Source organism: Butyrivibrio sp. VCB2001, from assembly GCF_000423965.1.
In the GTDB taxonomy this organism is placed as follows: Bacteria; Bacillota; Clostridia; order Lachnospirales; family Lachnospiraceae; genus Butyrivibrio.
The window spans coordinates 34,109-57,701 of the sequence record NZ_AUIZ01000008.1; the positions used below are offsets into that span (position 1 = coordinate 34,109).

Genomic DNA, 23,593 nt, shown 5'->3' on the forward strand with positions numbered 1-23,593 from the left:
CGATTTTAGGAGTATTAATGAGTAGTAAAGAAGTAAAAGAAGAAGTTAAGATCAGATACGACGAGTCAGGTCTTGACGAGAGAATTATCAGAGCAGTAACCGAGATGGGATTTGAGTACATGTCGCCCATTCAGGCAGCTGCAATCCCTGTGATGATGGAGGGAGTAGACATCATCGGTCAGGCCCAGACCGGAACGGGCAAGACAGCTGCATTTGGAATACCTCTTCTTCAGAAGGTAGACCCGGATAACAAGCACCTTCAGGCAGTGGTTTTATGTCCTACAAGAGAGCTTGCGATGCAGGCGGCTGACGATATCAGAGATTTTGCCAAGTTTATGTCGGGAGTTAAAGTTCTTCCGGTATATGGCGGTCAGGATATTTCAAGACAGATAAAGGCACTTTCTGCAGGTGTTCAGATAGTAGTCGGAACCCCGGGACGTGTCATGGATCATATGAGAAGACATACCATGAAGATGAAGGATGTCAGAGTTCTCGTGCTTGATGAAGCTGACGAGATGCTCGACATGGGCTTTAGAGATGATATCGAGACCATCCTTCAGGGAATGCCACAGGAGCGTCAGACAGCTCTTTTCTCAGCAACAATGCCAAAGCCCATCCTCGAGATCACCAAGAAGTATCAGAAAGAGGATGCTAAGTTTATAAAGATGACTCCCAAGGAAATAACCGTGGCAGCCATCGAACAGGCATATTACAGAGTTCCTCAGAAGATGAAGGAAGAGGTACTCACAAGGCTCATGGATTACTATAATCCTGCAAGAAGCCTTATTTTCTGTAACACCAAGAGAATGGTAGACCAGCTCTCTGAGAGACTTAAGGGCAAGGGATATCTGTGTGACGGACTCCACGGAGATCTTTCTCAGAACCAGCGCGATACCGTAATGAATCTCTTTAGAAGCGGCAGAATCAACATCCTTATTGCTACAGATGTGGCTGCTAGAGGAATTGATGTAAGCGGAGTTGAGGCAGTATTTAACTTCGATATTCCTGAGGACATTGAGTATTACGTTCACAGAATAGGACGTACCGGAAGAGCAGGTAAGAGCGGAAAGAGCTTTACCCTCGTCGGCGGCAGAGAAATGTACAAGCTTCGCGAGATCGAGAAGATCTGCCATACAACCATCGAAGAGAGACGAGTTCCCGGAGCAAAAGAGATAACAAGAGCCAAGTCTCAGAAGGTCTTTGCCGAAGTTATCGATATCATTGAGAATGACGACATCACTCAGGTTCTTGAGTATGTAAAGAGCAAGGTTGATGAGGGCGAGTACACAGCTGAGCAGCTGGCAGCCGGATTCATGAAGCTCAAGATGGGCGCTGATATTAAGGATTTAGTTCTTTTTGAAAAGAGAGAATCCAAGCGCGACAGATACAGAAGAACCGGTGAGAGACTAAAAAGGCGCGAGGACGAGGGCGGAAGGCGCGGAAGATCTGATGATGAAAAGAGATCTTCACGTGGAAGACGTTCTGATAAGAAAGGCAAATTCGAGAAGACTGAGAAGAGATTCAATAAGAAGTCTGATAAAAAGCCTGAGAACAAACTCGACATCGGCGATCTTAACGAGCTCAAGGATATTTACAAGAAGAAAGAGAACAGATCAGCTGATAAATCTCGCAGACCTTCAAATGACAGACCTGCAAGAAAGCGTTCATCAGATGCATTCGAAAATGTAGGACGTATCAACATCAAGGGCGAGGGCTCAACCAAAGCCTGGTATGTCGGACAGGACGAGGACACCATGAACCTGTCAAAGTCCAAAAAGAAGTCTGTAAAAGCTCAGAACAAAAAGAGGAGCCTTGATTATCTTCAGGATATGAGCGATCTTGTAATGGAGAGCTTCGGAAAAAGGAAGAACAGGGAGAGCGGGGATAAGAAATGACAAAAACTGGGGGTCGTAATCTAAACCGTGTAAGAGCTAAAGTCTTTAATATGGTCAGTACCGGCGTTGTTGATCAGCCGATCAACAAACTTTACGACATCCTGAGTATTGTTGCCCTAATACTCAATCTTTTTGCGGCTTTCGCAATAACATTTGATTATATGGAGGAGCACTATAAAGGGCTCCTCCTTGCTATTGAAGCAGTAACGACATTTTTCTTTGCTGTTGATTACGTGCTTCGTCTTTTTACAGCAAAAGAGCTGTATCCAAAGCTTTCAGAAAAAGATTCGGTAATAAAATATATCTTTTCCTTCGCAGGCCTGGTAGATTTGTTATCTTTCCTGCCATATTACCTGCCTGTATTCTTCCCTGCTGGAACAACTGTCTTCAGGCTATTTAGAGTGGCAAGAATACTAAGGCTCTTTAGAATCAATTCTTATTACGACCAGCTGAATGTTATCACAGAAGTCCTTTCATCCAAGAAGCAGCAGCTCACGGCGTCAGTATTTATTATTCTGATTCTTATGATGGCTTCCAGCCTTTGCATGTACAGTGTTGAGCACGATGCTCAGCCTGAAGTGTTCCAGAATGCTTTCTCCGGAATCTGGTGGTCGGTATCAACGCTTTTGACCGTTGGATATGGTGATATATATCCGGTAACCATAGCAGGTAAGATGCTGGGAATCCTCATAAGCTTTCTGGGCGTTGGAATGGTAGCTATACCTACCGGTATCATAAGTGCCGGATTCGTCGAGCAGTATCAGAAGCTTAAGGCAGTAGGTCAGTTTGCAGAGGAAGAAAATATTCACTTTATCAGGATCAAGCTTGGTGAAGAGGATTCATGGAATGGAAAAAGAATCTCTGAGATTGGTTTTCCTAAGGATATGATAGTTGTCTCCATTCAGAGAGAGAATGATACCATAATTCCGAGGGGAGATGTTGTCCTTAAAGAAGGAGACGTCGTTGCACTTTGTGCCGAGAAGGCAAAAGATCTGCAGCCGATTGAGCTAAGAGAGATCACAATAAACGAAGGTCATTCCTGGAATGGAGTAGCCATAAAAGATCTGGATATTTCAAGGCAGAGTCATATTTTCCTTATCAGGAGAAATGGACAAGCTATCATTCCTCGTGGCAGTGTTGTCATAAATGCCGGAGACGTTATTCTTTTACAGGATAAGTATAAGAGAGTGATAATCTAAATTGTGACAAATGTGTCACGCGCAAGCGATAATTATTTGAGGTAGAACCGTGAGTGAGAATATTTTAAAAGACTTACAGGATATAGAATTAAAGAGAAAGATTTTAAAGGATACTGAGCTCTTCGTGCTTGACATGGATGGCACTTTTTATCTGGGCGATGAGATCCTTGACGGAGCGCTTGATTTCCTTGAGGCTGTAAAAAGAGCCGGTAAGAAATATATCTTTTTCACAAATAACTCATCTGTGTCATCAGAGAACTATATTGAGAAACTAAAAAAGATGAACTGTCACATTTCCAGGGACATGATCATGACCAGCGGAGATGTGATGATCAGATTTTTAAAGAATAAATATCCTGACAAGAGTGTATACCTGCTTGGAACACCTGAACTGGAAAAGAGCTTTAGAGAGGCAGGGGTCAATCTCTTTGAATCTGAGCGAGATGAAAAGGCAGCTATGAGCCATGCAATCTGCGAGAATATACCGGACATTGTGGTTGTAGCTTTTGATAAGACTTTAAATTATGAGAAGCTTTCAAACGCCTGCGTTTATATCATGAAGGGTGCTAAATTCCTGGCAACACACCTGGACATTAACTGCCCTGTAAAAGAAGGCTTTATTCCTGACTGCGGCGCAATGTGTGCTGCAATTGAGCTCTCAACAAAGGTTAGTCCCAAGTTTGTCGGAAAGCCATTTAAAGAGACGGTAGATATGGTTGTTGATGCGACAGGAGTTGATGCTTCCAGGATTTCTTTTGTCGGAGACCGCATATATACTGATGTTGCCACCGGTGTTAATAACGGGGCAATGGGAGTGCTGGTTCTGACCGGTGAGTGCAAGCTTGAAGAAGTGCCGGATTCTGAGGTTAAACCCACTGTTATATTCGACTCAATCAAGGAGATGGGAGAACTCCTTGATTAAAGCAAACAAATGTTCTATAATATTCTTTAGAAAATCAGGTTGTGGGGGAAATTGCTGTGATAGCTTATGTTAACGGCATTTTAGAGAGTATTGAAGAGGGACTTGCCATAGTCGATGTTGGCGGAGTCGGGATGAATGTATTTATCTCAGGCTCAACAATGGACAGAATGCCTGGTATCGGCGAGGCTGTTAAGCTCTATACATATACATCGGTAAAAGAGGATTCTTTTACTCTATACGGATTTCTATCAAGGGATGAGCTCTCTTTATTCAAGATGCTCATTTCTGTCAACGGAATAGGCCCCAAGGGAGGTCTTTCCATTCTGTCGGTCATGACACCGGATGATCTCAGATTTGCAATAATGGCGGGAGATGCAGGAACTATCTCCAAAGCTCCGGGAGTTGGCAAGAAGACTGCCGAGAGGATAACTCTTGAACTTCGTGACAAGATCAAGGCTACGGAAGATGATATGCTTCGCAGCTCATCTTCCGTTACACTTGATGATCTTACAGGCGAGGCTTCATCGGCAAGAGATGAGGCAGTAGCTGCACTTGTGGCACTTGGATACAACTCATCCGATGCTATGAAGGCTGTCAGGAAAGTTCTTGCTGAGAATGACTCTGCATCCGGTGATACTGAGATGCTGCTTAAACTTGCTCTTAAGGAGATGTTCTGATGGAGAAGCGTAAGATTGTAACTACTGCCAGAGGGATGGATGCGGAATTTAGTCCTGAGGATGTCAAGATTGAAGGATCCCTTCGTCCCAAGACTTTAGATAACTACATAGGTCAGAAGAAGATAAAAGAGAGCCTTAAGATTTACATCGAGGCTGCCAAGGGAAGAGGCGAGAGCCTTGATCATCTGCTTTTTTACGGACCTCCCGGACTTGGTAAGACTACACTTGCCAGCATTATTGCCAATGAAATGGGAGTTGGCATTAAGATCACATCAGGCCCTGCTATTGAGAAGCCCGGAGATATGGCCGCCATCCTCAATAATCTTAAGGAAGGCGATGTTCTCTTTGTAGATGAGATCCACAGACTTAACAGACAGGTAGAGGAAGTTCTTTATCCTGCCATGGAGGACTTCTGCATAGATATCATGATCGGCAAGGGTCCCACAGCCAGATCAATAAGGCTTGACCTGCCTCACTTTACACTTATTGGTGCAACCACCAGAGCCGGAATGCTGTCAGCGCCCTTAAGAGACAGGTTTGGAATGATTCATCGAATGGAGTATTACGACATAGAGGAGCTCTGCAGCATTATCCTTCAGTCCGCAAGAGTTCTTGATGTTGAGGTTGATAACGCAGGTGCTGTCGAGATGGCCAGAAGGAGCCGTGGAACTCCGCGTCTTGCCAACAGAGTGCTCAAGAGAGTAAGAGACTTTGCCCAGGTAAGGTTTGACGGTAAGATCACAGAGGATGTTGCCATAACAGCTCTTGACCTTATGGATGTTGATAAGATGGGTCTTGATCACACTGATAGAAATCTGCTCCTGACCATGATCAATAAGTTCTCCGGAGGACCGGTTGGTCTTGATACTCTGGCAGCTGCCATAGGAGAGGATCCCGGTACAATAGAGGACGTTTACGAGCCATTTCTTATCAAGAACGGGTTCCTCAACAGAACACCCAGAGGAAGAGTGGTAACAGAAGCTGCATATCATCATTTAGGGCTTGAAATGCCGAGTGATAACGAATTATAATGAGTTATAGTTCGTATATCAAAGTTCTATGAGGGAGTAAGATATGGCATCCAAGACAGATACCGAAGTATTGATCGGGGGCAAGGTTTTTACATTAAGCGGATATGAGAGTGAGGAATACCTTCAGAAGGTAGCTTCTTATATCAACAATAAGATTGCTGAATACAACAAGATCGACGGCTTTAAGAGACAGCCAATCGATACTCAGAATGTGCTTCTTCAGCTCAATATCGCTGATGACTACTTCAAGTCCAAGAAGCAGATAGAGCTTATGGAAGAGCAGCTCTCCGAGAAGGAGAAAGAGCTCTATGACCTCAAGCATGAGCTTATCGCAACTCAGATCAAGCTTGAGAACACTGAGAAAAATAGCAAGAACCTTCAGACCAAGCTCGATGAATCATCCAAGAAGATCATTCAGCTTGAAACTCAGGTGAAGGGTAGCAAGAAGTAAGGATTTTAAGGCTGTCTCAGGACAGCCTTTTTTTAAGCGTATGAAAAGAGTAGAACTTCTTTCACCGGCTGGTGGATATGAAACAATGGTGGGAGCATTCAACGCGGGTGCTGACGCCGTTTATCTGGGCGGATCCAAATTTGGTGCAAGAGCCTATGCTGACAATTTTGACAGAGATCAGGTTCTTGACGCTATTTCCTACGCCCATCTCCATGATAAAAAGATATATATGACGGTCAATACGCTGGTCAAGGAGAATGAGTATGGCGAGCTTTATGACTTTATGCTTCCGTATGCAGACAGAGGGCTTGATGGAGTAATTGTTCAGGACCTTGGTGTTATACGCCTTATAAGGCAGGAATTCCCCGGTATAGAGCTTCATGCCAGCACTCAGCAGACAGTGACGGGTGTATATGGTGCTAAGCTCCTTAAGGAGAGAGGCTGTACCAGAGTTGTACCTGCAAGGGAGCTGAGCCTTTCTGAGATGAAGGCTATAAGAGATGAGGCTGACATCGAGGTAGAGGCATTTATTCATGGCGCCATGTGCTACTGTTATTCGGGCATATGCCTTTTCAGCAGCGTTGTTGGCGGAAGAAGCGGTAACAGAGGCAGATGTGCTCAGCCCTGCAGACTTCCGTATAGAATGAATGGCAAGTCAGGAGAGCAGTATCCATTAAGTCTTAAGGATATGAGCACGATTGCTATCATTCCTGAACTTATAGAAGCAGGAATAGACTCTTTTAAGATCGAAGGCAGAATGAAAAAGCCGGAATACTCCGCCGGAGTAACGGCTCTTTACAGGAAATATATTGATAAATACTACGAGAATCCGAAGGGTGATCACAGCGTATCCAAAGAGGATATGGAGATACTTAGAAACCTCTATCAGAGAACCGGTATCAGCGACGGATATTACCACAGACACAATGACAAGTCCATGGTAACTATTATTTCTCCTGCATATAACCCGACATCGGATGAAATCCTTTCAGAGGTTCATGAGAAGTTCCTTACATCAGAGCTTAAGCTTAAGTGCGATATTTTCTGTGAGCTTAGAGTTGGTGAGGCAGCTAAGATCGCAATGTCACTGCCTTTTGGTGACGATGTTGTTTACGAAGAGTGCACAGGTAGTGTGGTACAGGCTGCATCAAAGAGACCTCTTGAAGAGGAGAATGTAAGAAAACAGCTCCTTAAGCTTGGCGGAACACCTTTTGAGTGCGAGAACATCGAGATTACTATTGATGATAAGGGCAGTGGAAACGGTATATTCATCGCTGTAAGTGAGCTTAACGAACTAAGAAGAACTCTCGTTGCCAAGGTAATCGAAAGGCTTTATGAGATTAAAAAGAGTGCGCAGAAGATAAACTCTTATGAGAATGTAAGGCACTTTACTGATCTTGATTCATATAAATCTGCAGACACTAAGAGAGGACCTTTGCATGTCCTATGTAACACAAAAGAGCAGCTTGTGACTGTACTTGATAGAGCTGAGAATAATACTGATATCGGAAGAATATATGTAGACAGCAATGTCTTTTTATCTGCTGATGTAAAAGAACTTTCGACTAACATTCCGGATATGGAGATGTTTGTAGCGCTTCCTTATGTCACAAGGCAGGAAGACTTCGACGGCAGCGAGGAAGTTCAGAGAGTACTTGATAAGCTCCCAGAATCCGGATATACAGGTGTTCTTGTAAGAAATCTTGAGCAGCTGGGCTTTTTATGCGATAAAGGTTTTACCGGCAAAGCAGTCTCTGATTACAGTGTGTATACCTGGAACAAAGAGGCTGCAATGGAACTCATAGACTGCAATAAGCAGGGCGGATTCAGATTAGAGGAAGTATCTGTGCCTTATGAGCTCAACTTTGGCGAAGCAAGAGATATGGCAGGAGAGCTTAAGAAGACAGTGGATATTCCTGTATCATACAATCTCTACGGCCATATGCCTATGATGGTTAGTGCAGGCTGTATCAAGAAGACTACCGACAGATGCAGCGGACGAGTTCATGAGCTCTACACTGAGAACACCACCATTATAGACAGACTTGGCAATGTGCTGCCTGTAACCTGTAATTGCAGACATTGCTATAACGTGATCTGGAACGTCCATCCAACATCTCTTCATGGAAGAATGGGCAAGATCATGAATGAAAAGAGCTTTGATCACTACCGCATCGACTTTACAGTCGAGAGTGCAAAGAGATGCGGAGAAGTTTTGGATTATTACACGGATCTGTATAACGGAGCAGATGCGGCTGATATATTTGAAAGTGGCAGCTTTACCACAGGACATTTTAAACGCGGAGCAGAATAAGAACTTAAATGGAATTATACGTAACTGAGATATCAAAATATGTCATAGATCTTTTTATGCTGATCTATGTAATAGAGGCTTTCATGGCCTTTAGATACAAGACAGAGAAGAAGAGAAAAGGCTTATACATAAGACAGATCATCTGCATGTTTGCCATGCAGGTTTCCTGCTTTATCCAGATAATAGCAAGGACCGGTAAGCCTGTTTATCTCTTTTTCTTTGCGTTTCAGATAATCATCTTCGCATCGGTGCTGATGCTGTTTTATGTTATCTATCCTGAAGGCAACAGGCTTCTTATCAACAACACCTGCCTTCTTCTGATGATCGGAATGATAATCCTGACAAGACTTTCCTATGATAAGGCCGTCAAGCAGTTCTTTATCGTAACTGCTTCCTTTATCATTGGCTTTTTTATTCCGGAGGTTATCCTTAGGTTTGATTATCTGAAGAAACTGACCTGGATATACGCAGGAGCCGGGATTGTTGCTATAGGAGCAGTGCTTTTATATGGTGCTGTCACTAATGGTTCCAAGATCTCTTTTACCCTTGTGGGAATCACATTCCAGCCGTCTGAGGCAGTTAAGGTATTGTTCTTATTCTTCATGGCCGGGGCACTTCTTGAGGCTGAGAATATCTGGCAGCTGTTTCTTGCGTCAGTCGTTGCAGCAGGACATGTGATAATTCTGGTTCTTTCAAGGGACCTTGGAAGTGCGCTGATATTCTTTGTGATATATCTGGCACTGATTTATATTTCTACTGAGAACATCGGATATCTCTTCATAGGTCTTGGGCTGGGTGCGGTAGCGAGCATAGTTGCTTACAAGCTCTTTTCCCATATAAGACTAAGAGTTCAGGCCTGGCTTGATCCATTCGGAGATATAGAGACTTCGGGCTATCAGCTCTCACAATCACTGTTCGGCATTAGTAGTGGAGGCTGGTTTGGGCTTGGACTTTACGGTGGCTCGCCAAGATCAATCCCTTATGTTGAGCAGGACTTCATTTTCTCCGCAATTGCTGAGGAGATGGGGGTAATTTATGCTGTTCTCATGGCGCTTGTCTGCGTCAGCACATTCTTTATGCTCATGTACGAAGGATATTATATTAAGGATAAATACTACCGAATGGTGGTTTGCGGAATAGGCGTAGCATACATATTCCAGACGTTTCTTACTATCGGAGGAGGTGCCAAGTTCATCCCTCTGACCGGTGTAACACTTCCTCTTGTAAGCTATGGAGGAACATCAGTCCTCGTCACAATTGTGATGATCATGATAGCAGAGGGTATCTGTATGATAAGGACAGATGAGAGATTCGAAGCCATGGAGAGGCGAAAACTAAAACGCGAGCAGGAAAGAAGACAGAATGGAACAACAAAAGCCTAAGAAAAAGAAAATACGATCATATCCAATACTTGTCATCTCTGCGTTTTATGCTCTGATTTTCTGTGTGATGCTGGGATATATCAGTGTTTATGCGTATAACAACAGACAGGTCCTTATGAATAACAGCTACAACACCAGACAGCAGATCCTTTTAAACCAGAACCTTCGCGGATCGATACTTTCAAGAGACGGAGATGTGCTGGCTTACTCGGAAACCGATGCAAATGGTAAGGATGCACGTGTCTATCCCTATGGAAAAGAGTTTGCTCATGTGGTAGGTTATTCGACAAACGGAAAGGCCGGAATAGAAGCCCTTGCCAACTATTACCTGATAAACACCAGTATTGACCTTCCTGACAAGGTTGCACTGGATACACAGGGAAGCAAGTATCCGGGAGACATGTGTATAACAACGCTTGATGTAAATCTCCAGGAGGTCGCTTACAACGCACTTTCAGCCAGAAAGGGAGCAATAGTTGTAACAAATCCGAAGACAGGAGAAGTCCTTGCCATGGTGTCAAAACCTGATTTTGACCCAAACACCATTCAGAGTGACTGGGAGAGCCTTCTTGCTGACAAATCTCCTGATGCCAAGCTTTTAAACAGGGCAACACAGGGAATGTATCCTCCGGGATCTACCTTTAAGATCATTACAACCCTTGCATATTTAAAGCAGCATCCACAGGATTATCCAAATTATAAGTTTAGCTGTAATGGAAGGTTTCAGGCTGAGGGAGAGAGCATTCAGTGCTTTCACGGAGAGGTACATGGCAGTGTGGATCTTACAAAGTCATTTGCCGAGTCATGTAATTCATCATTTGCCAACATAGGTGTAAGCCTTGATCGAAAGGTCTTTTCCGAAACAATAAACCAGCTTTTGTTCAACCAGGAGCTTCCAATAGATATCCTGTATGCAAAGAGCAGTGCCAAAGTTGACCAGAGCACAAGTGTGGGAGATGTAATGCAGCTATCTATTGGTCAGGGAGCAACTTCAGTTTCCCCTATGCACATGAATATGATCACCTGTGCAATAGCCAATGAAGGTGTTCTGATGAAACCATTTCTGGTGGATTCAATAAAGAGTGTAGACGGGAAGACTGTTAAGAATTATGAGCCGGATTCCTATAAGAGACTAATGACAGCCCTCGAGGCCGATACAATAAAGGGCATGATGAAAGAAGTTGTTGAGTCCGGAACTGCAAGCAAATTAAAAGGCCTTTCCTACACAGCGGCAGGAAAGACCGGTTCTGCTGAATTTACCAATACTACAACTGATTCTCATGCATGGTTTACAGGATTTGCACCTGCTGATGATCCGGAGATCTGCGTGACCATTATCGTGGAGAACGCAGGAAGCGGCGGAAGTTTCGCTGTACCTATTGCTAAGAGAATATTCGATGCATACTTCGGAGTGGAGTGAGCATCAGAATACTGAAACAATGGCCAGTTGCATGTTGGCTGAAAGATCAATAAGTGAATTGTCACTAAGCTTAACGAGAGGGCGTGAGAGCGCCTTCTCATTTATTAATATGACTTCTCCGATCTGGCCGTTACTAAGCTGTACGTTAAAGCCAAGCTGAGAGTTTGCTATATGTGACAGGATGGACTTGATGGCAGCAAAGTCATATTTAACGAAACCTTCGTTTTCGTAGTTAGCTATGATCTGGAAAGGATTGAGCTTCTGACGATAGGTTCTGGGTGAAGTCATAGCTTCGTAAGTATCGATGATTGCTATATATTTGGCGAACTGATCGATTTCATTTGATTGAAGTGATTTGGGATAGCCAGAACCATCGCACCTCTCGTGATGCTGAAGAGTAGCATTTAAAATATGCTCGTCAAAAGAACCATAGCTTTTTAAAAAGTCATATCCGATGGTGGTATGTCTCATAACAAGCCTGTATTCTTCGGAAGTGAGCCTCTCAGGCTTCCATAGGATCTGATATGGGATGCTGAGCTTGCCGATATCATAGACAAATCCGCACTGAATGAGAAGGTTGATGTCCTCATTGGAAAGACCGAGCCAGGTACCAAATACACCGGCGATGAGAGCGGAGTTGAGGCAGTGAGCATGAGTCATGTCATCCTCGCCCGGAAGCATGTTGTAGAGGTAGTCGAGCAGTAGTTCACCGCTTTTTGCACATACTATTATATTGCGATAAACCTCCATAAGCTGGTTCATGTTGATGGGAGTTCTGTTGGTTACCGCACTTACCACAAGATTCTTGAAAACAGGAAAATAAATTCTATAGGTGGACTCAAAGGCCTTGAAGCCTTCAGTCAGACGGACCTTTTCGAAATGAGTGGTGGCAAAGTCTGCTTCTTCCTTGATAGGAACAACCAAAATAGACTGCCTTGCCAGCTTCTCGATGATTGTATCATTTATTTTGGTGTTCTTTGAAACGATGATCTCATTCTGATAATTTAAGACGTCTTCAGCTACAACCATCCCCGGTTTTAGCTCCATTCTAGCAACAGACTTCATACAACTCCTCCGATAAATGAAGTGCAATCATAATTTAAAAATATAAATCAATATGATAATATAAGTATATCTGTTTATATGGCGACATTCAATTTGTTTTTATGCAGATAAACGATATTTGGGAGATGTTTTGGGGTATGAGATCAAGAGGCTTTTGCCGATTCTATAAGAACCTCTATTGGGGAGATTCTATTAAGATGCATTCGCAGGTGAAATGGAAGCTTTATCATGGAAGCGGTCAGTTCACCATCTACTGCATAAAAAGAGCTGATTCAGACGGTGATCAGCTTGATATTATCCACAGCGCATTCCTTCAACAGAAATATTTCAGAGATAATCCTGCATATATATACGGAATTGCAAGCAGTTATAAAGAAGCCCTTGACCTTGTACTTAAGATTACAGAAGAGGCTATGGAAGCCGGTTATGAGGGAAGAATTCTGGATTACTTGGATGATAAGGATAATAAAAAATAATTACCGGAGTGTTTTATGTTACTGACTGGAGTTTTGACGGTTTTAAAAATAATAGGAATTGTGCTGCTGGTGATACTGGCAGTTATCCTCTTGCTTCTTTTATTGGTTTTGTTTGCACCGATCTTTTACAGGATAGATGCAAATATCCCGGAAACAGAGCTCGATAACAGCTTTGATATGGAGAAGGTATTTGCCAAAGTGTCTTTTCACTGGCTGCTGTTTGTTATAAGAGGAGGAATCGAGTTCCCCAAGAACAAAGAGTTCACGCTGAGAGTTTTTGGAATAAAGATCCTTCCAAAGAAAGAGAAGCCTGAAAAAGAAGACAAAAAGAAGGACAAGGATAAGGACAAGGAAAAAGAGACTGATGAGAAGCCGGTAGAAGATAAGCCTTCGGAGGAAAAGAAGGAAGAAGAGAAACCGGAGGATGTTAAACCAAGTGAAGAAGTAACAGATTCTGAGGCTTCAGAAACAGATTCTGAGCTTGAAACGGAAACTGAGGATGATGAGCCAAAATCTTTCCTTGATGTTTTATGGAATATTATAGATAAAATAGACAATATTCTGAAAACACCACTAAATGTGTTTGAAAAAATACGATATACAATATCTAGAGTTTGTGATAAGATAGATATGATTAAAAGCACCCTTGAAAACGATATTTTCAAGAGAGCATTTGCACTTGTTAAGAAGAAACTGATCAAGATAATCAAGATGATCCTGCCGGATAAATACGATATAGATTTAATGCTTGGCACCGGAGATCCGGCCCAGACAGCAGAGATCATGGCCGGCTATGGAGCGCTTTATCCGTATCTGTATAAGAAGGTCAGATTTGAACCTGATTTCGAGCGGAAGGTCATAATGACGGATGCTCATATCAAAGGTCATATAACATTATTTACCATTGTCTATAGCGCCGCTGTTTGTTACTTCAATAAAGACGTTAAGAAGACAATAAAGAGGTTTAAGAAGATTATCAATTCATAATTTACATATTTTTGGAGGGGTATCATGGCAGATAATAATTTTGGCGGTGTTGTAGAGTCCTTACTCAGCGGCATGAACAGAGTAATGAGCACCAAGACAGTGATCGGTGAGCCTACTAAGGTTGGAGATACAATCATACTTCCGCTCGTAGATGTTTCATTTGGGGTTGCGGCAGGCTCAACTTCTGCCGATAAAAAGAATGGAGGATGTGGCGGATTTGGTGCCAAGATGTCACCAAGTGCAGTCCTTGTTATAAAGAACGGTTCGACTAAACTTGTAAACATCAAGAATCAGGACGCAGTTACCAAAGTACTTGATCTGGTTCCGGACATAATGAACAAGTTCAGCGCTAAGAACGAAGGAATCATGGATGATGATGAAGCAGTAAATATTGCTTTCCCTGAGGGCACTGAGGAGAAGTAATAAATCCACAAGGCGGGGGGATTCCTTATGGAAGAAAAAAGAAATATCGAAGAAATCATTTTAAACGGAACAGAAGACGAACTTGCAGAGCTTAGGATCTGGCTTTTCAAGGAGAGTGTTCGCCTGGAGAATCAGGAAAGTGCTCTTTCTGAGCAGTATGAAGGACTCTACAGGGATGAAATGGCTTTTAAAGAGAGAATGGATGCTGCTGAGAAGAAGCTTGAGACAGCAACCAGGAAGCTCAACAATGAAAAGGCCTTATTCGACCAGAGACTTAGGATATTAAACAATGGCTTTGACCAGCTCAACTCTGATAAAAAGAAGCTCGAGAGTGAATTTATCAGACTCGAGAGAGAAAAGGCTTATCAGAGAGAGGATGAGTATGATGCCGTGGATATGCTCTTTAGAGGCGTTAACAGTCCGCTTACTTTGAAAAAGAGATATAAGGACCTCATGAAGATGTTCCACCCGGATAATGTTAGTGGTGACTCCTACATGGTGCAGCTTATTAATGAAGAGTACAGAGTTCGCTGTAGCCATTATGACATGTCCATGTGATAAGGAAATTTCTTTTGACACTAAAATTTGAATATGATATTATAACCAAGTCATTGCAGTGTCTGTGCAATGACTTGTGTGTTTAGTGGGGACTAAACGTCTGGCGAATCTGCCGGAATTTTCATTTTTGCAGTTAAAAATTTATTGACACAATCGAACATCTGTTTTATATTTATATTATCAAGACGAACGGATGTTCTAAAAGGAGGAAATATGGAAAGAGAAGAAAAACAGAAAGCATTGGAAGCAGCCCTTGGCCAGATTGAGAAGCAGTTCGGAAAAGGCGCTGTTATGAAGCTTGGTGATTCCTCGGATACAATGAACATTGAGACTATCCCTACAGGATCTCTGAGCCTTGATATTGCACTTGGACTTGGTGGAATCCCTAAGGGAAGAATCGTTGAGATCTACGGACCTGAGTCCAGTGGTAAGACAACCGTAACACTTCACATGATCGCTGAAGTTCAGAAGAGGGGTGGTATTGCCGGATTTATCGATGCTGAGCATGCCCTTGACCCTGTATATGCCAAGAATATCGGAGTTGACGTTGACAACCTGTATATTTCACAGCCTGATTCAGGTGAGCAGGCTCTTGAGATCACAGAGACAATGGTTAGATCCGGAGCAATTGATATCGTAGTAGTTGACTCTGTTGCAGCCCTTGTTCCCAAGGCTGAGATTGATGGAGATATGGGAGATTCACATGTTGGTCTTCAGGCAAGACTTATGTCACAGGCTCTTCGTAAGCTTACAGCAGTTATCAGCAAGTCTAATTGCACAGTAATATTCATCAACCAGCTCCGTGAGAAGGTTGGTATTATGTTCGGTAATCCTGAGACCACAACCGGTGGACGTGCGCTTAAGTTCTACTCATCAGTTCGTATGGATGTACGTAGAATTGAAGCTATCAAGCAGAATGGTGAGAACATCGGTAACAGAACAAGAGTTAAGGTGGTTAAGAACAAGATTGCTCCTCCTTTCAAAGAGGCTGAGTTTGATATCATGTTCGGTAAGGGAATCTCCATGACCGGTGATGTCCTTGATCTTGCAGCAAACGCTGACATTGTCAATAAGTCAGGCGCATGGTACCAGTACGAAGGTGAGAAGATTGGTCAAGGCCGTGAGAATGCTAAGCTTTACCTTGAGAACAACCCACAGGTACTTGCAGAGATCGATGCCAAGGTAAGAGCTCACTTTGGACTTCCTGTTGATGGAGCTAAGACAGCACCTAAGGCAGCTGAGACTGCAGAGAAAGAGCCTGCTAAGAAGGGCAGAGCAGCCAAGGCTGAATGATAGTACCATAATTAGTCGACTTTTTATCCCCTGATAGTTCATATAACTATCAGGGGATTACTTTAAATATTGTGTGGGGATATTATGACAGTCACAAATATAGTTGAATTAGATAAAAAGAGATGCAAAGTATATTTGGATGGTGAATTTACATTCGTTCTATATAAAGGGGAATTACGAGATTACAGTATAAGAGAAGGACAGGAGCTATCTGAGGCAAATTACCAAGAGATTATGGATGTTGTTCTTCCTAAGCGCTGCAAACTAAGGGCTATGAACCTTTTGCAAAAGAAAGACTACACTGAGAAACAGCTACGAGACAAGTTATCAGAAGGTCTTTATCCTAGAGAAATCACTGATGATGCAATTCATTATGTAAAAGCATATCACTACTTAGATGATGAACGATACGCCAGGGATTATATCACTTATCATATGTCCATAAGGTCTAAGAACCGAATTATCCAGGACCTTTCAGGGAAGGGTATCAGTAAAGATATCTTTATGCCTATAGTTGAGGAACTATATGTAAAAGAGGACTCTGATATAGAACTTGAACAGATTAAAAAGCTACTTTCCAAGAAACATTATGATCCGGAACAGACAGAATATAAAGAAAAGCAGAAGATAATGGCATTTCTTCTGAGAAAAGGTTTCCAAATGTCTGATATTCGCAGAGCTATGGAACTTTATGATGAATAACCAAAAAAAGAGGACTGATTCACATTGATGAATCAGGTAACCCTGTGATGCATGTAATGAACCCAATGGAGATACAGATTGGAATGATGTTTATACATATTCTGAGCAGATAATAAAAATTATACGTAAAAATAATCCTGATTCCCTTATTCTTGTCGGTACTCCGGATTATGACAGAAACCTTGCACCATGCGTAAGAAATCCACTTTCGTATGACAATATAATGTATGTTCTTCATTTTTACACAGCATCTCACCATGAGGGGCTTCAGGCAGTGCTTTTTGACAGAATTCCTTCACTTCCACAGACGCTTACAAGGGATTACGGCATTATTGCACATTTAATCAGAAATATAGCTTATAGAGTTTTGAGATAACCTGACTTAACGCTATATTGTCACACGATATTATAAAAAAAAAATTAAATTTCTTAATAACTCAATTTAATGTAACAATAATTCGATAAAATATAATTGTGAGATTTTCTATATATTCGAAGTATTTTGCAGGAGATTGATATGAAGAAAAAGATAGTATCTGTCCTTATTGCTAATATTATTTTTGTCTCAAACATTGCATTTGCGCCTTTTATATCTGATGCTGTTTTCTTTGCAGATGATACAGGCTTAGATGAGAATACTTCAATAGAAGAAGTTGAAGAAGATGACATCCCTGAAGTGCTTGAAATTCCGGATGAACAGGTTTATGTCAAGATATCAAAGTTTGAAGAATTACCGGAAGAAATTGCTTACCAGGAAGTAAAAGCAGGAACTGCATTAGAAGATATTATCTTTCCGGATACTTTAGAAATTGATGTTGTTGAAGATATTGATCGTGATGAAAGAATAGCAAGACAACTTGGTGAAGAACGTTTAAATAATAGGCATGACTATGACCTTGATTCTGAAGAGCAGGGATCTGAAGAGCCCGAGGCTCAAGAGTTAGAATCTGAAGAAACAGGTGATGAGATTCTATTCTTTGATTCTGAAACAGGTGAGGCATCTACAGCTGTTGATGAAAGCAATTCGATCGATTCTGTTATTGAAACAAATGATGAAGAAGAAAATTCTATTTTGTTGTTTGAAGAATCGGATGAACCAGTTAATGAGGAAGAAAGCGAGAGCGGAGAGGGGCTCATAGGCAAAATAAAAGACGTTCTTAGTATGGGCAGAGTCCATGCAACTGAAACTATTGATGAAGTTAATGATGTCGCTGATGTAGATGATGACGACGAAATTAGTCATGAAATGGTTTCAGAAATCCAGTGGATACTCAATCCTGTTCTAAACGGAACTGACGAATATAACCCGGAGATGGTGGGAATGGAGTATGTATTCACACCGATATTGCTGATTCCGGATTTCTATTATATTGAGGCTGAGCTTCCAACAATTACTGTTAAGATCATAGAAGATAGCTTTGAGTTCGATGAAACTGTAGAAGTAGACAGCGTAAAAATCAGAGTAAGAGCTGACAAGGGAGTATTTCCTGAAGGTGCTTTTGTAAACGCCACAAAGCTTGACGAAGACCAGGAAGAAAAGGTAAACAGCGTATTATCAGATCAAATCGAGACAGATGATAATGTTGTAAAGTCATACTCATTTGACATTAAGATTCTTGATGAAAATGGTGAAGAAATTGAGCCTGACACTGAAAAGGGTCGTGTAATTGTATCTTTTGAGTCAGAAGAAGTAACAAACGAATCTCTTAAAGCGGATATTTATCATATATTGGATGAAAAGAAACCGGAAGATTCCGGCTCAGCTGTTCTTGGAGCAACTCGTAGCATGTCCGAAGATAGCGCATCTTTAGGAAATATGTTGGTTGAAAAGTTATCATCGGTAGTTGTTGATGCAGACGATGCTAAGGCAATAGAAGCTGTAACTTATGGCTTTTCGACGTATGTTCTCAGATTCAGCTATGAAGGAGTACTGGATTACGAAGTTAAGCAGTCAGTAATTTCTTTAGATGATGTTCTTAAAGAACTGCAAATCGCCGAAGATGCCGATGGGAAAGAAATCAGTGCAGTAACCACTGACAACACGTTAGTGAACTACATCTATGTTGATACACTGGAATATGAGACAGATTCAGTAGGCAAAACAATACCGACAATTGATGATAATGGTTTGTTTAAACCAAGTAGCTCAGGTAAGTGGTTCTTAGTAGTTCAAAAGCCCCAAAAGGATCAAAAGAATCTCGAAACGACATTAGATATAACTTATGGCGGACTTACATATGCTGTCACATTGACCATTGGTGATATTTCCGCTGAAACAGTAGACTTTGAAAATGGAGGCTATCCATCCGGTATAGAACTTGGTATTAATTCCTTTAGACTTAAAATGCCTATAAGGATTAATAGTAATGCGCAAGAAAAGGGAGCTGTTTCCTATCAATGGGAGAGCAGTGATTCGAATGTTGACAGCTCTTTTACTCCTATCATGTATGCCAATACCGAAGAATATGCTGCAAGTTCTGCAGCAGCTGTTGGAAAATGGTACAGATGTCTTATCAATGGAAAAGCCAGTAATGCTGTTCAGGTGATAACTGAAAGCTCCGATTTATTACGAGATTGGATCGGCGTCAATACTCCTGTGGATCAATGCTATGTCACAAATGGAACTATGGCATATACACTTAGTTCTGTAACAACTTCAGGAGGAAGACTGGTAAATACTTTTGATGTTATCGGAGACTTTGAAGATGATATGCTTGCAACTACAGCAAGTGGTGAAGGATGGAAGGTTTTATCCAGCGAGCAGGCAAGCCCGACAAGTACAAGTTTTGGCGCCGGTGCAACTTTAAAGGAGTTATATTTCAGATTTAATGAGAATGATCCTTCGCTATTGTATGGTACAGCAAATCTCCTTGATGGCTATCGTTCGTTTGCATTTGGAGAAGATGCTGTTATAGGCGATAATACAATCGCAACCTATGCAACAAAAGGTACTCTTTATGCCAATAAGAACAGTGGCACCATAGATTGTGTCTCTTACATGGCTGTAGATTCAATTAAAACAGCAGCTACTAAAATGAAAAACAAAGCAGATGCAATCCAGTTACCGGCATATGCAGTTGTGCCGATAACATCGACAGGTCTAAGGGTATGGATGGGAATTCAAAATCCTTCACATCCACTGGCTTATACAAGTAGTGAGCTTAATCTGCTTGAGAACAAACTCAGCTCACTGGGTATGTCATGGGTTAATGTCCCTGCCGGCTCAAGTGTTGAGTTTGCCTTCTCTGTTGATTCTTTATGGGATGTATACTCATTAGAAAAGCATAAAAGAGTTTCTACTTCTTCATATTATAAACCAAGCGAATTACAAACAAATGTAAAAGGAGTTTCACTTAACCATGAAGGCAAAGCAAAGCTTCAGACTTATGCTGAAACTGTTGGAACTCCATATGATGACGTTGAAGTAAATATGAGCTTTGCTTCCGCTGAACTGTCAGATTCTATAATCGATGAGTTTAAAGGGAAAAAGAATCTGACCAAAGAATCTCAGGATTCATCAGAAGTCGGAAGTGCAGCAGCATATTTTGCTGATATTATTGAAATTGATGTAAATCAGACGGTTACTACTAATGGTACTTCAAGTAAAAGCAATGTTTCAGAAGTCGTAGATAACAATAAGAAAGCAGTACTTCTTTCGTTTGATATTTCTTACGATTTTAGTGAAAAGAAAAACATAACTTTACTCAGGGAACATGAAGGAACAGTAAGTTCCATGAGCACAAGTGGCTCCGGTGAGCATTATACTTTAGATAAAAACAACGGCAAGATTACTGTTTATGCTTACAAGTTCTCAACTTATGCTGTGGCATATCAGTCTTCAGCTCAGTATTACACAGTAACATTTGATAACGGAACTGAAAAGTCTACAGTTAAAGTTAAATCCGGGGATAAAGTATCTCGCCCTGAAGACCCTACTAAGGAAGGGTATACGTTCAAAGGATGGTATCAAAAAGGAGCGACGACAAGCAGTACCTCGACCTCGACGTCAAGTACTACCACAGCATCTGCTTATAATTTTGATACACCCGTAACAAAGAATATAACACTGGTTGCAGGCTGGACTGCTGCGAAAGAAGTTAATGGTGCGCAAAAGGATGTTGAAGATGATGATGATTCCCGAGCGCCGGCAACCGGTGATACATTGCCTATAGTATGGCTATGGGTGATCATTTTGGTGGCAGGAATAATTGCTTTTGCTTTTTCTGCTCATGAAATATACTCTAGTAAAAAAGACTGTGAAAAGTCGGAACTGAGCAGGCTTGAAAGATTTATCCTGTTTTTCGGAGCAATAATAAGTACCGCTACAATGTCCACAATCAAATATATTCGTGAAAACCGGGCTAAAGTTATATGCTGTGTTAGCGCAATAGCAGTAGTTGTTTCTTCAATAGCTCTTATCACTACAAGAAACCAGTACCAAAAAGCCGAGCACATTTATAGTGAGGCAGAAGAAACATATATTGAGGAAACACCTGATTCGCCTGAAAAACCTCAGGTTGCAGGAGTCAAAAAAGAAAGAGATAAGTCAGATGAATGGTGGAATCTCGTAAATGTTAATCTTACTGATCTCCAAAAGGAATATCCGGAAGCAGTGGGATGGATTTATTTTGAGAATGAGGATATAAGTTATCCGGTAATGTATTCCGGCGATAATTCAAAATATGTCACATCTGCATATACCGGGGAGAAAGCAAGGGCAGGCTCAATTTTCGTTGATTGTGAGTCTACACCGGATTTTTCAGATCCGCATAGCTTGGTTTACGGACACAATATGAAAGATCTGTCTATGTTTGGTAAGTTGCGCTACTATGAGACCGATCCGGAATATTACAATGAGCATCAGTACTTTCAGATATTCACAAATGATTCTGTTTATAGATATCAGGTTTTTGCTTGCGAAGAAGTAGCTGATAGCCATGACGTTTTCTGGACGTATGGAAAAGAGCCATCGAATTATTGGAAGACTCTCAAAAAGCTCGAGCGGGATTCAGTAATTGATACAGGAATTCAGACAAATGAATCTGATCATGTAATTACTCTGTCAACATGTACTGCAGATGAAAATACAAGACTTATTGTCTGCGGAGTAAGAACAGATTCGTATGATTACGAACAGTAGAATTCGTTTATTAGTGAAACAAAAATAAACTAATATATCAAAAAGTAGGGTAAAACAAAGGAAAGAGGGAAACTGAAGTTTCCCTCTTTTTTATATAATTCTAACATAAATTTAGTTTATAAAATTTTAATATTTGTATTCTTTTTGGGTTGATTAATTGCATGCCATTCTGTTAAAGTATCAGTGGTGAATTTTTAGTAAATTTTTAATATTTTTTTAATTGGTTGTATTGTTGAGGGGGAATTTAATATGAATCGAGCAAATTCGAGGGCGTCTTTTGATATTGTTCATGTTTTTTTGGATGCTTTAGTTCATTTGATTTCGTTTGGTATAACGTATTCATTTTTCGGGGGAAGAAATGCTTACACAGGTGCGCAGTGGAAAGCGTTTATTTCGTTGTATCTTGTTTGCATACTGGTTTTTCTTTTAATTAATAATTCTTTAAACATATATAACAACACTGTTTTCTTTTATATAGACAGAATATTTAAAAGAGAGACTGTTGCTTTTGTTGGTGCACTTTGCTGTGGCGCAATAATCTATTTCAATGTATCTGATATAAGATTTATTTTGGATTTTATTTGGTGGCTTTTAGGCACATCATATTTCCTTCTTACTATGCAAATAGTATTTTTTAAGGGAATAATTGATAAGTTTATTGCAAGGAAACATGTTCCGAGAGTTTTGTATGTCGGAAGTAAGGACTCTTATAACAAATTCAGATATTTCCTTGGCAAGACTTCTACTATTGTAAATGAGATTGGCTTTATAAGTTTTGACGATGATGATGAGTCATTGGAATATATTGGTAAGATTTCTGATCTTGAATCAATAATCAGAAAATACAATATTGATCAGATTTATATTTTACAGAAGAGAGATATGGATATCATTGCTCTTCAGAGCTACGTTGATAAATGCATCGAGATGGGTGTAACTTGTCGAATTATTATCGACACATTCAGAAGAAGAAAGGCTTTCTCTTATGTAAGCAGCGTCGGAACATACCCAGTTTATACATTCCATACTGTTCCGGTGAATCCATTTGAAAGAGTGTTCAAGAGAGGTTTTGATATTGTATTCTCTTTGGCTGGAATTATTGTTACTTTACCAATAATGATAGTTACTGCAATTGCAATTAAGCTTGATTCAAAAGGTCATGTTTTCTTTAAGCAGGTCAGAGTAGGTAAAAACGGTAGGCATTTCAAGATTTGGAAGTTCAGAAGTATGTGTATGAATGCTGAAGAGATGAAGGATGAACTTGAAGATCAAAATGAGATGGAAGACGGATTGATGTTCAAGATAAAGAACGATCCAAGGATAACAAGGGTAGGTCGCTTTATCAGAAAAACAAGTATTGATGAATTACCACAATTCTTTAACGTACTTGCTGGATCAATGTCTGTTGTAGGAACAAGGCCACCGACAATTGATGAAGTTTCAAAATACACTGCCAAGCAGTGGAGAAGAATTAGTATTAAGCCAGGAATCACCGGAATGTGGCAGGTAAATGGCAGAAGCTCTGTAACTAATTTCGATAAAATTGTAGAGCTTGACACAGATTATATTGATAACTGGAGTATGCTCCTTGATATTAAAATAATATTAAAGACCATCACCGGTGTCTTGACCAGGAAGAATTCATATTAAGATAGGAA

At 41.0% G+C, this 23,593-nt stretch carries 18 protein-coding genes and 1 pseudogene; 18 read left to right on the plus strand and 1 reads right to left on the minus strand.

Annotation, left to right across the window (positions count from 1 at the left end):
• Positions 1-17: 17 nt before the first annotated feature.
• Genes G589_RS19500 through G589_RS0109835 form a run of 9 tightly spaced genes read left to right on the plus strand, consistent with a single transcriptional unit; the run spans position 18 to position 11,291 of the window.
• Complete coding sequence (locus tag G589_RS19500; RefSeq protein ID WP_081668993.1) at positions 18-1,895, plus strand: DEAD/DEAH box helicase; 1,878 nt, start codon at positions 18-20, stop codon at positions 1,893-1,895.
• A complete protein-coding gene (locus G589_RS22415) occupies positions 1,892-3,094 on the plus strand; it encodes an ion transporter (protein WP_026522007.1) in 1,203 nt (400 codons plus the stop codon). Before G589_RS19500 ends, G589_RS22415 begins: the two co-directional genes overlap by 4 nt.
• 49 nt (positions 3,095-3,143) lie before the next feature.
• On the plus strand, positions 3,144-4,016 hold the full coding sequence (locus G589_RS0109805; RefSeq protein WP_330366679.1) for an HAD-IIA family hydrolase: 873 nt from the start codon (positions 3,144-3,146) through the stop codon (positions 4,014-4,016).
• A gap of 56 nt (positions 4,017-4,072) precedes the next feature.
• On the plus strand, positions 4,073-4,693 hold the full coding sequence (ruvA, locus tag G589_RS0109810; protein WP_026522009.1) for a Holliday junction branch migration protein RuvA: 621 nt from the start codon (positions 4,073-4,075) through the stop codon (positions 4,691-4,693).
• Positions 4,693-5,724: a Holliday junction branch migration DNA helicase RuvB gene (gene ruvB, locus G589_RS0109815; protein ID WP_026522010.1), complete on the plus strand. Its 1,032-nt coding sequence runs from the start codon at positions 4,693-4,695 to the stop codon at positions 5,722-5,724. Before ruvA ends, ruvB begins: the two co-directional genes overlap by 1 nt.
• Before the next feature lie 43 nt (positions 5,725-5,767).
• On the plus strand, positions 5,768-6,175 hold the full coding sequence (locus tag G589_RS0109820; protein WP_026522011.1) for a cell division protein ZapA: 408 nt from the start codon (positions 5,768-5,770) through the stop codon (positions 6,173-6,175).
• Between the two features lie 40 nt (positions 6,176-6,215).
• Entirely contained in the window at positions 6,216-8,489 is a 2,274-nt protein-coding gene (locus tag G589_RS0109825; protein WP_026522012.1) for a peptidase U32 family protein, read from the plus strand.
• 8 nt (positions 8,490-8,497) lie between these two features.
• Entirely contained in the window at positions 8,498-9,871 is a 1,374-nt protein-coding gene (locus G589_RS0109830) for an FtsW/RodA/SpoVE family cell cycle protein (protein WP_026522013.1), read from the plus strand.
• Complete coding sequence (locus G589_RS0109835; protein WP_026522014.1) at positions 9,852-11,291, plus strand: peptidoglycan D,D-transpeptidase FtsI family protein; 1,440 nt, start codon at positions 9,852-9,854, stop codon at positions 11,289-11,291. The genes G589_RS0109830 and G589_RS0109835 overlap by 20 nt, the downstream gene beginning before the upstream one ends.
• Before the next feature lie 3 nt (positions 11,292-11,294).
• Here the strand turns inward: G589_RS0109835 and G589_RS0109840 are convergent, their stop codons facing one another.
• Positions 11,295-12,356, minus strand: a complete 1,062-nt coding sequence (locus G589_RS0109840; protein WP_035775819.1) for an HD-GYP domain-containing protein — start codon at positions 12,354-12,356, stop codon at positions 11,295-11,297.
• Between the two features lie 137 nt (positions 12,357-12,493).
• Between G589_RS0109840 and G589_RS0109845 the strand changes: the two genes are divergently transcribed.
• The 9 genes and pseudogenes from G589_RS0109845 (at position 12,494) to G589_RS0109880 (ending at position 23,585) form a co-directional block, all read left to right on the plus strand.
• Positions 12,494-12,832, plus strand: a complete 339-nt coding sequence (locus tag G589_RS0109845; protein WP_026522016.1) for a hypothetical protein — start codon at positions 12,494-12,496, stop codon at positions 12,830-12,832.
• Positions 12,833-12,847: 15 nt separating this feature from the next.
• The gene (locus G589_RS0109850; protein WP_026522017.1) at positions 12,848-13,819 is read left to right on the plus strand and encodes a DUF2953 domain-containing protein; all 972 of its coding nucleotides are present in this window, start codon (positions 12,848-12,850) and stop codon (positions 13,817-13,819) included.
• A 24-nt stretch (positions 13,820-13,843) separates the two neighbouring features.
• On the plus strand, positions 13,844-14,242 hold the full coding sequence (locus tag G589_RS0109855) for a GerW family sporulation protein (RefSeq protein WP_026522018.1): 399 nt from the start codon (positions 13,844-13,846) through the stop codon (positions 14,240-14,242).
• 27 nt (positions 14,243-14,269) lie between these two features.
• Positions 14,270-14,800, plus strand: coding sequence for a hypothetical protein (locus tag G589_RS0109860; RefSeq protein ID WP_026522019.1), 531 nt, complete (start codon positions 14,270-14,272; stop codon positions 14,798-14,800).
• A 213-nt stretch (positions 14,801-15,013) separates the two neighbouring features.
• Positions 15,014-16,093 carry a recombinase RecA gene (gene recA / locus G589_RS0109865; protein ID WP_026522020.1) on the plus strand — a complete coding sequence of 360 codons (1,080 nt, stop codon included), beginning with the start codon at positions 15,014-15,016 and terminating at the stop codon, positions 16,091-16,093.
• Between the two features lie 84 nt (positions 16,094-16,177).
• Entirely contained in the window at positions 16,178-16,795 is a 618-nt protein-coding gene (locus G589_RS0109870) for a regulatory protein RecX (protein WP_026522021.1), read from the plus strand.
• A 58-nt stretch (positions 16,796-16,853) separates the two neighbouring features.
• A pseudogene (locus G589_RS22485) lies at positions 16,854-17,171 on the plus strand (cellulase family glycosylhydrolase); the annotation flags it as partial.
• Positions 17,172-17,312: 141 nt separating this feature from the next.
• A complete protein-coding gene (locus tag G589_RS21130; RefSeq protein WP_051192299.1) occupies positions 17,313-21,935 on the plus strand; it encodes a class B sortase in 4,623 nt (1,540 codons plus the stop codon).
• A gap of 249 nt (positions 21,936-22,184) precedes the next feature.
• Positions 22,185-23,585, plus strand: coding sequence for a sugar transferase (locus G589_RS0109880; RefSeq protein ID WP_026522022.1), 1,401 nt, complete (start codon positions 22,185-22,187; stop codon positions 23,583-23,585).
• The last annotated feature ends 8 nt before the right edge of the window (positions 23,586-23,593 follow it).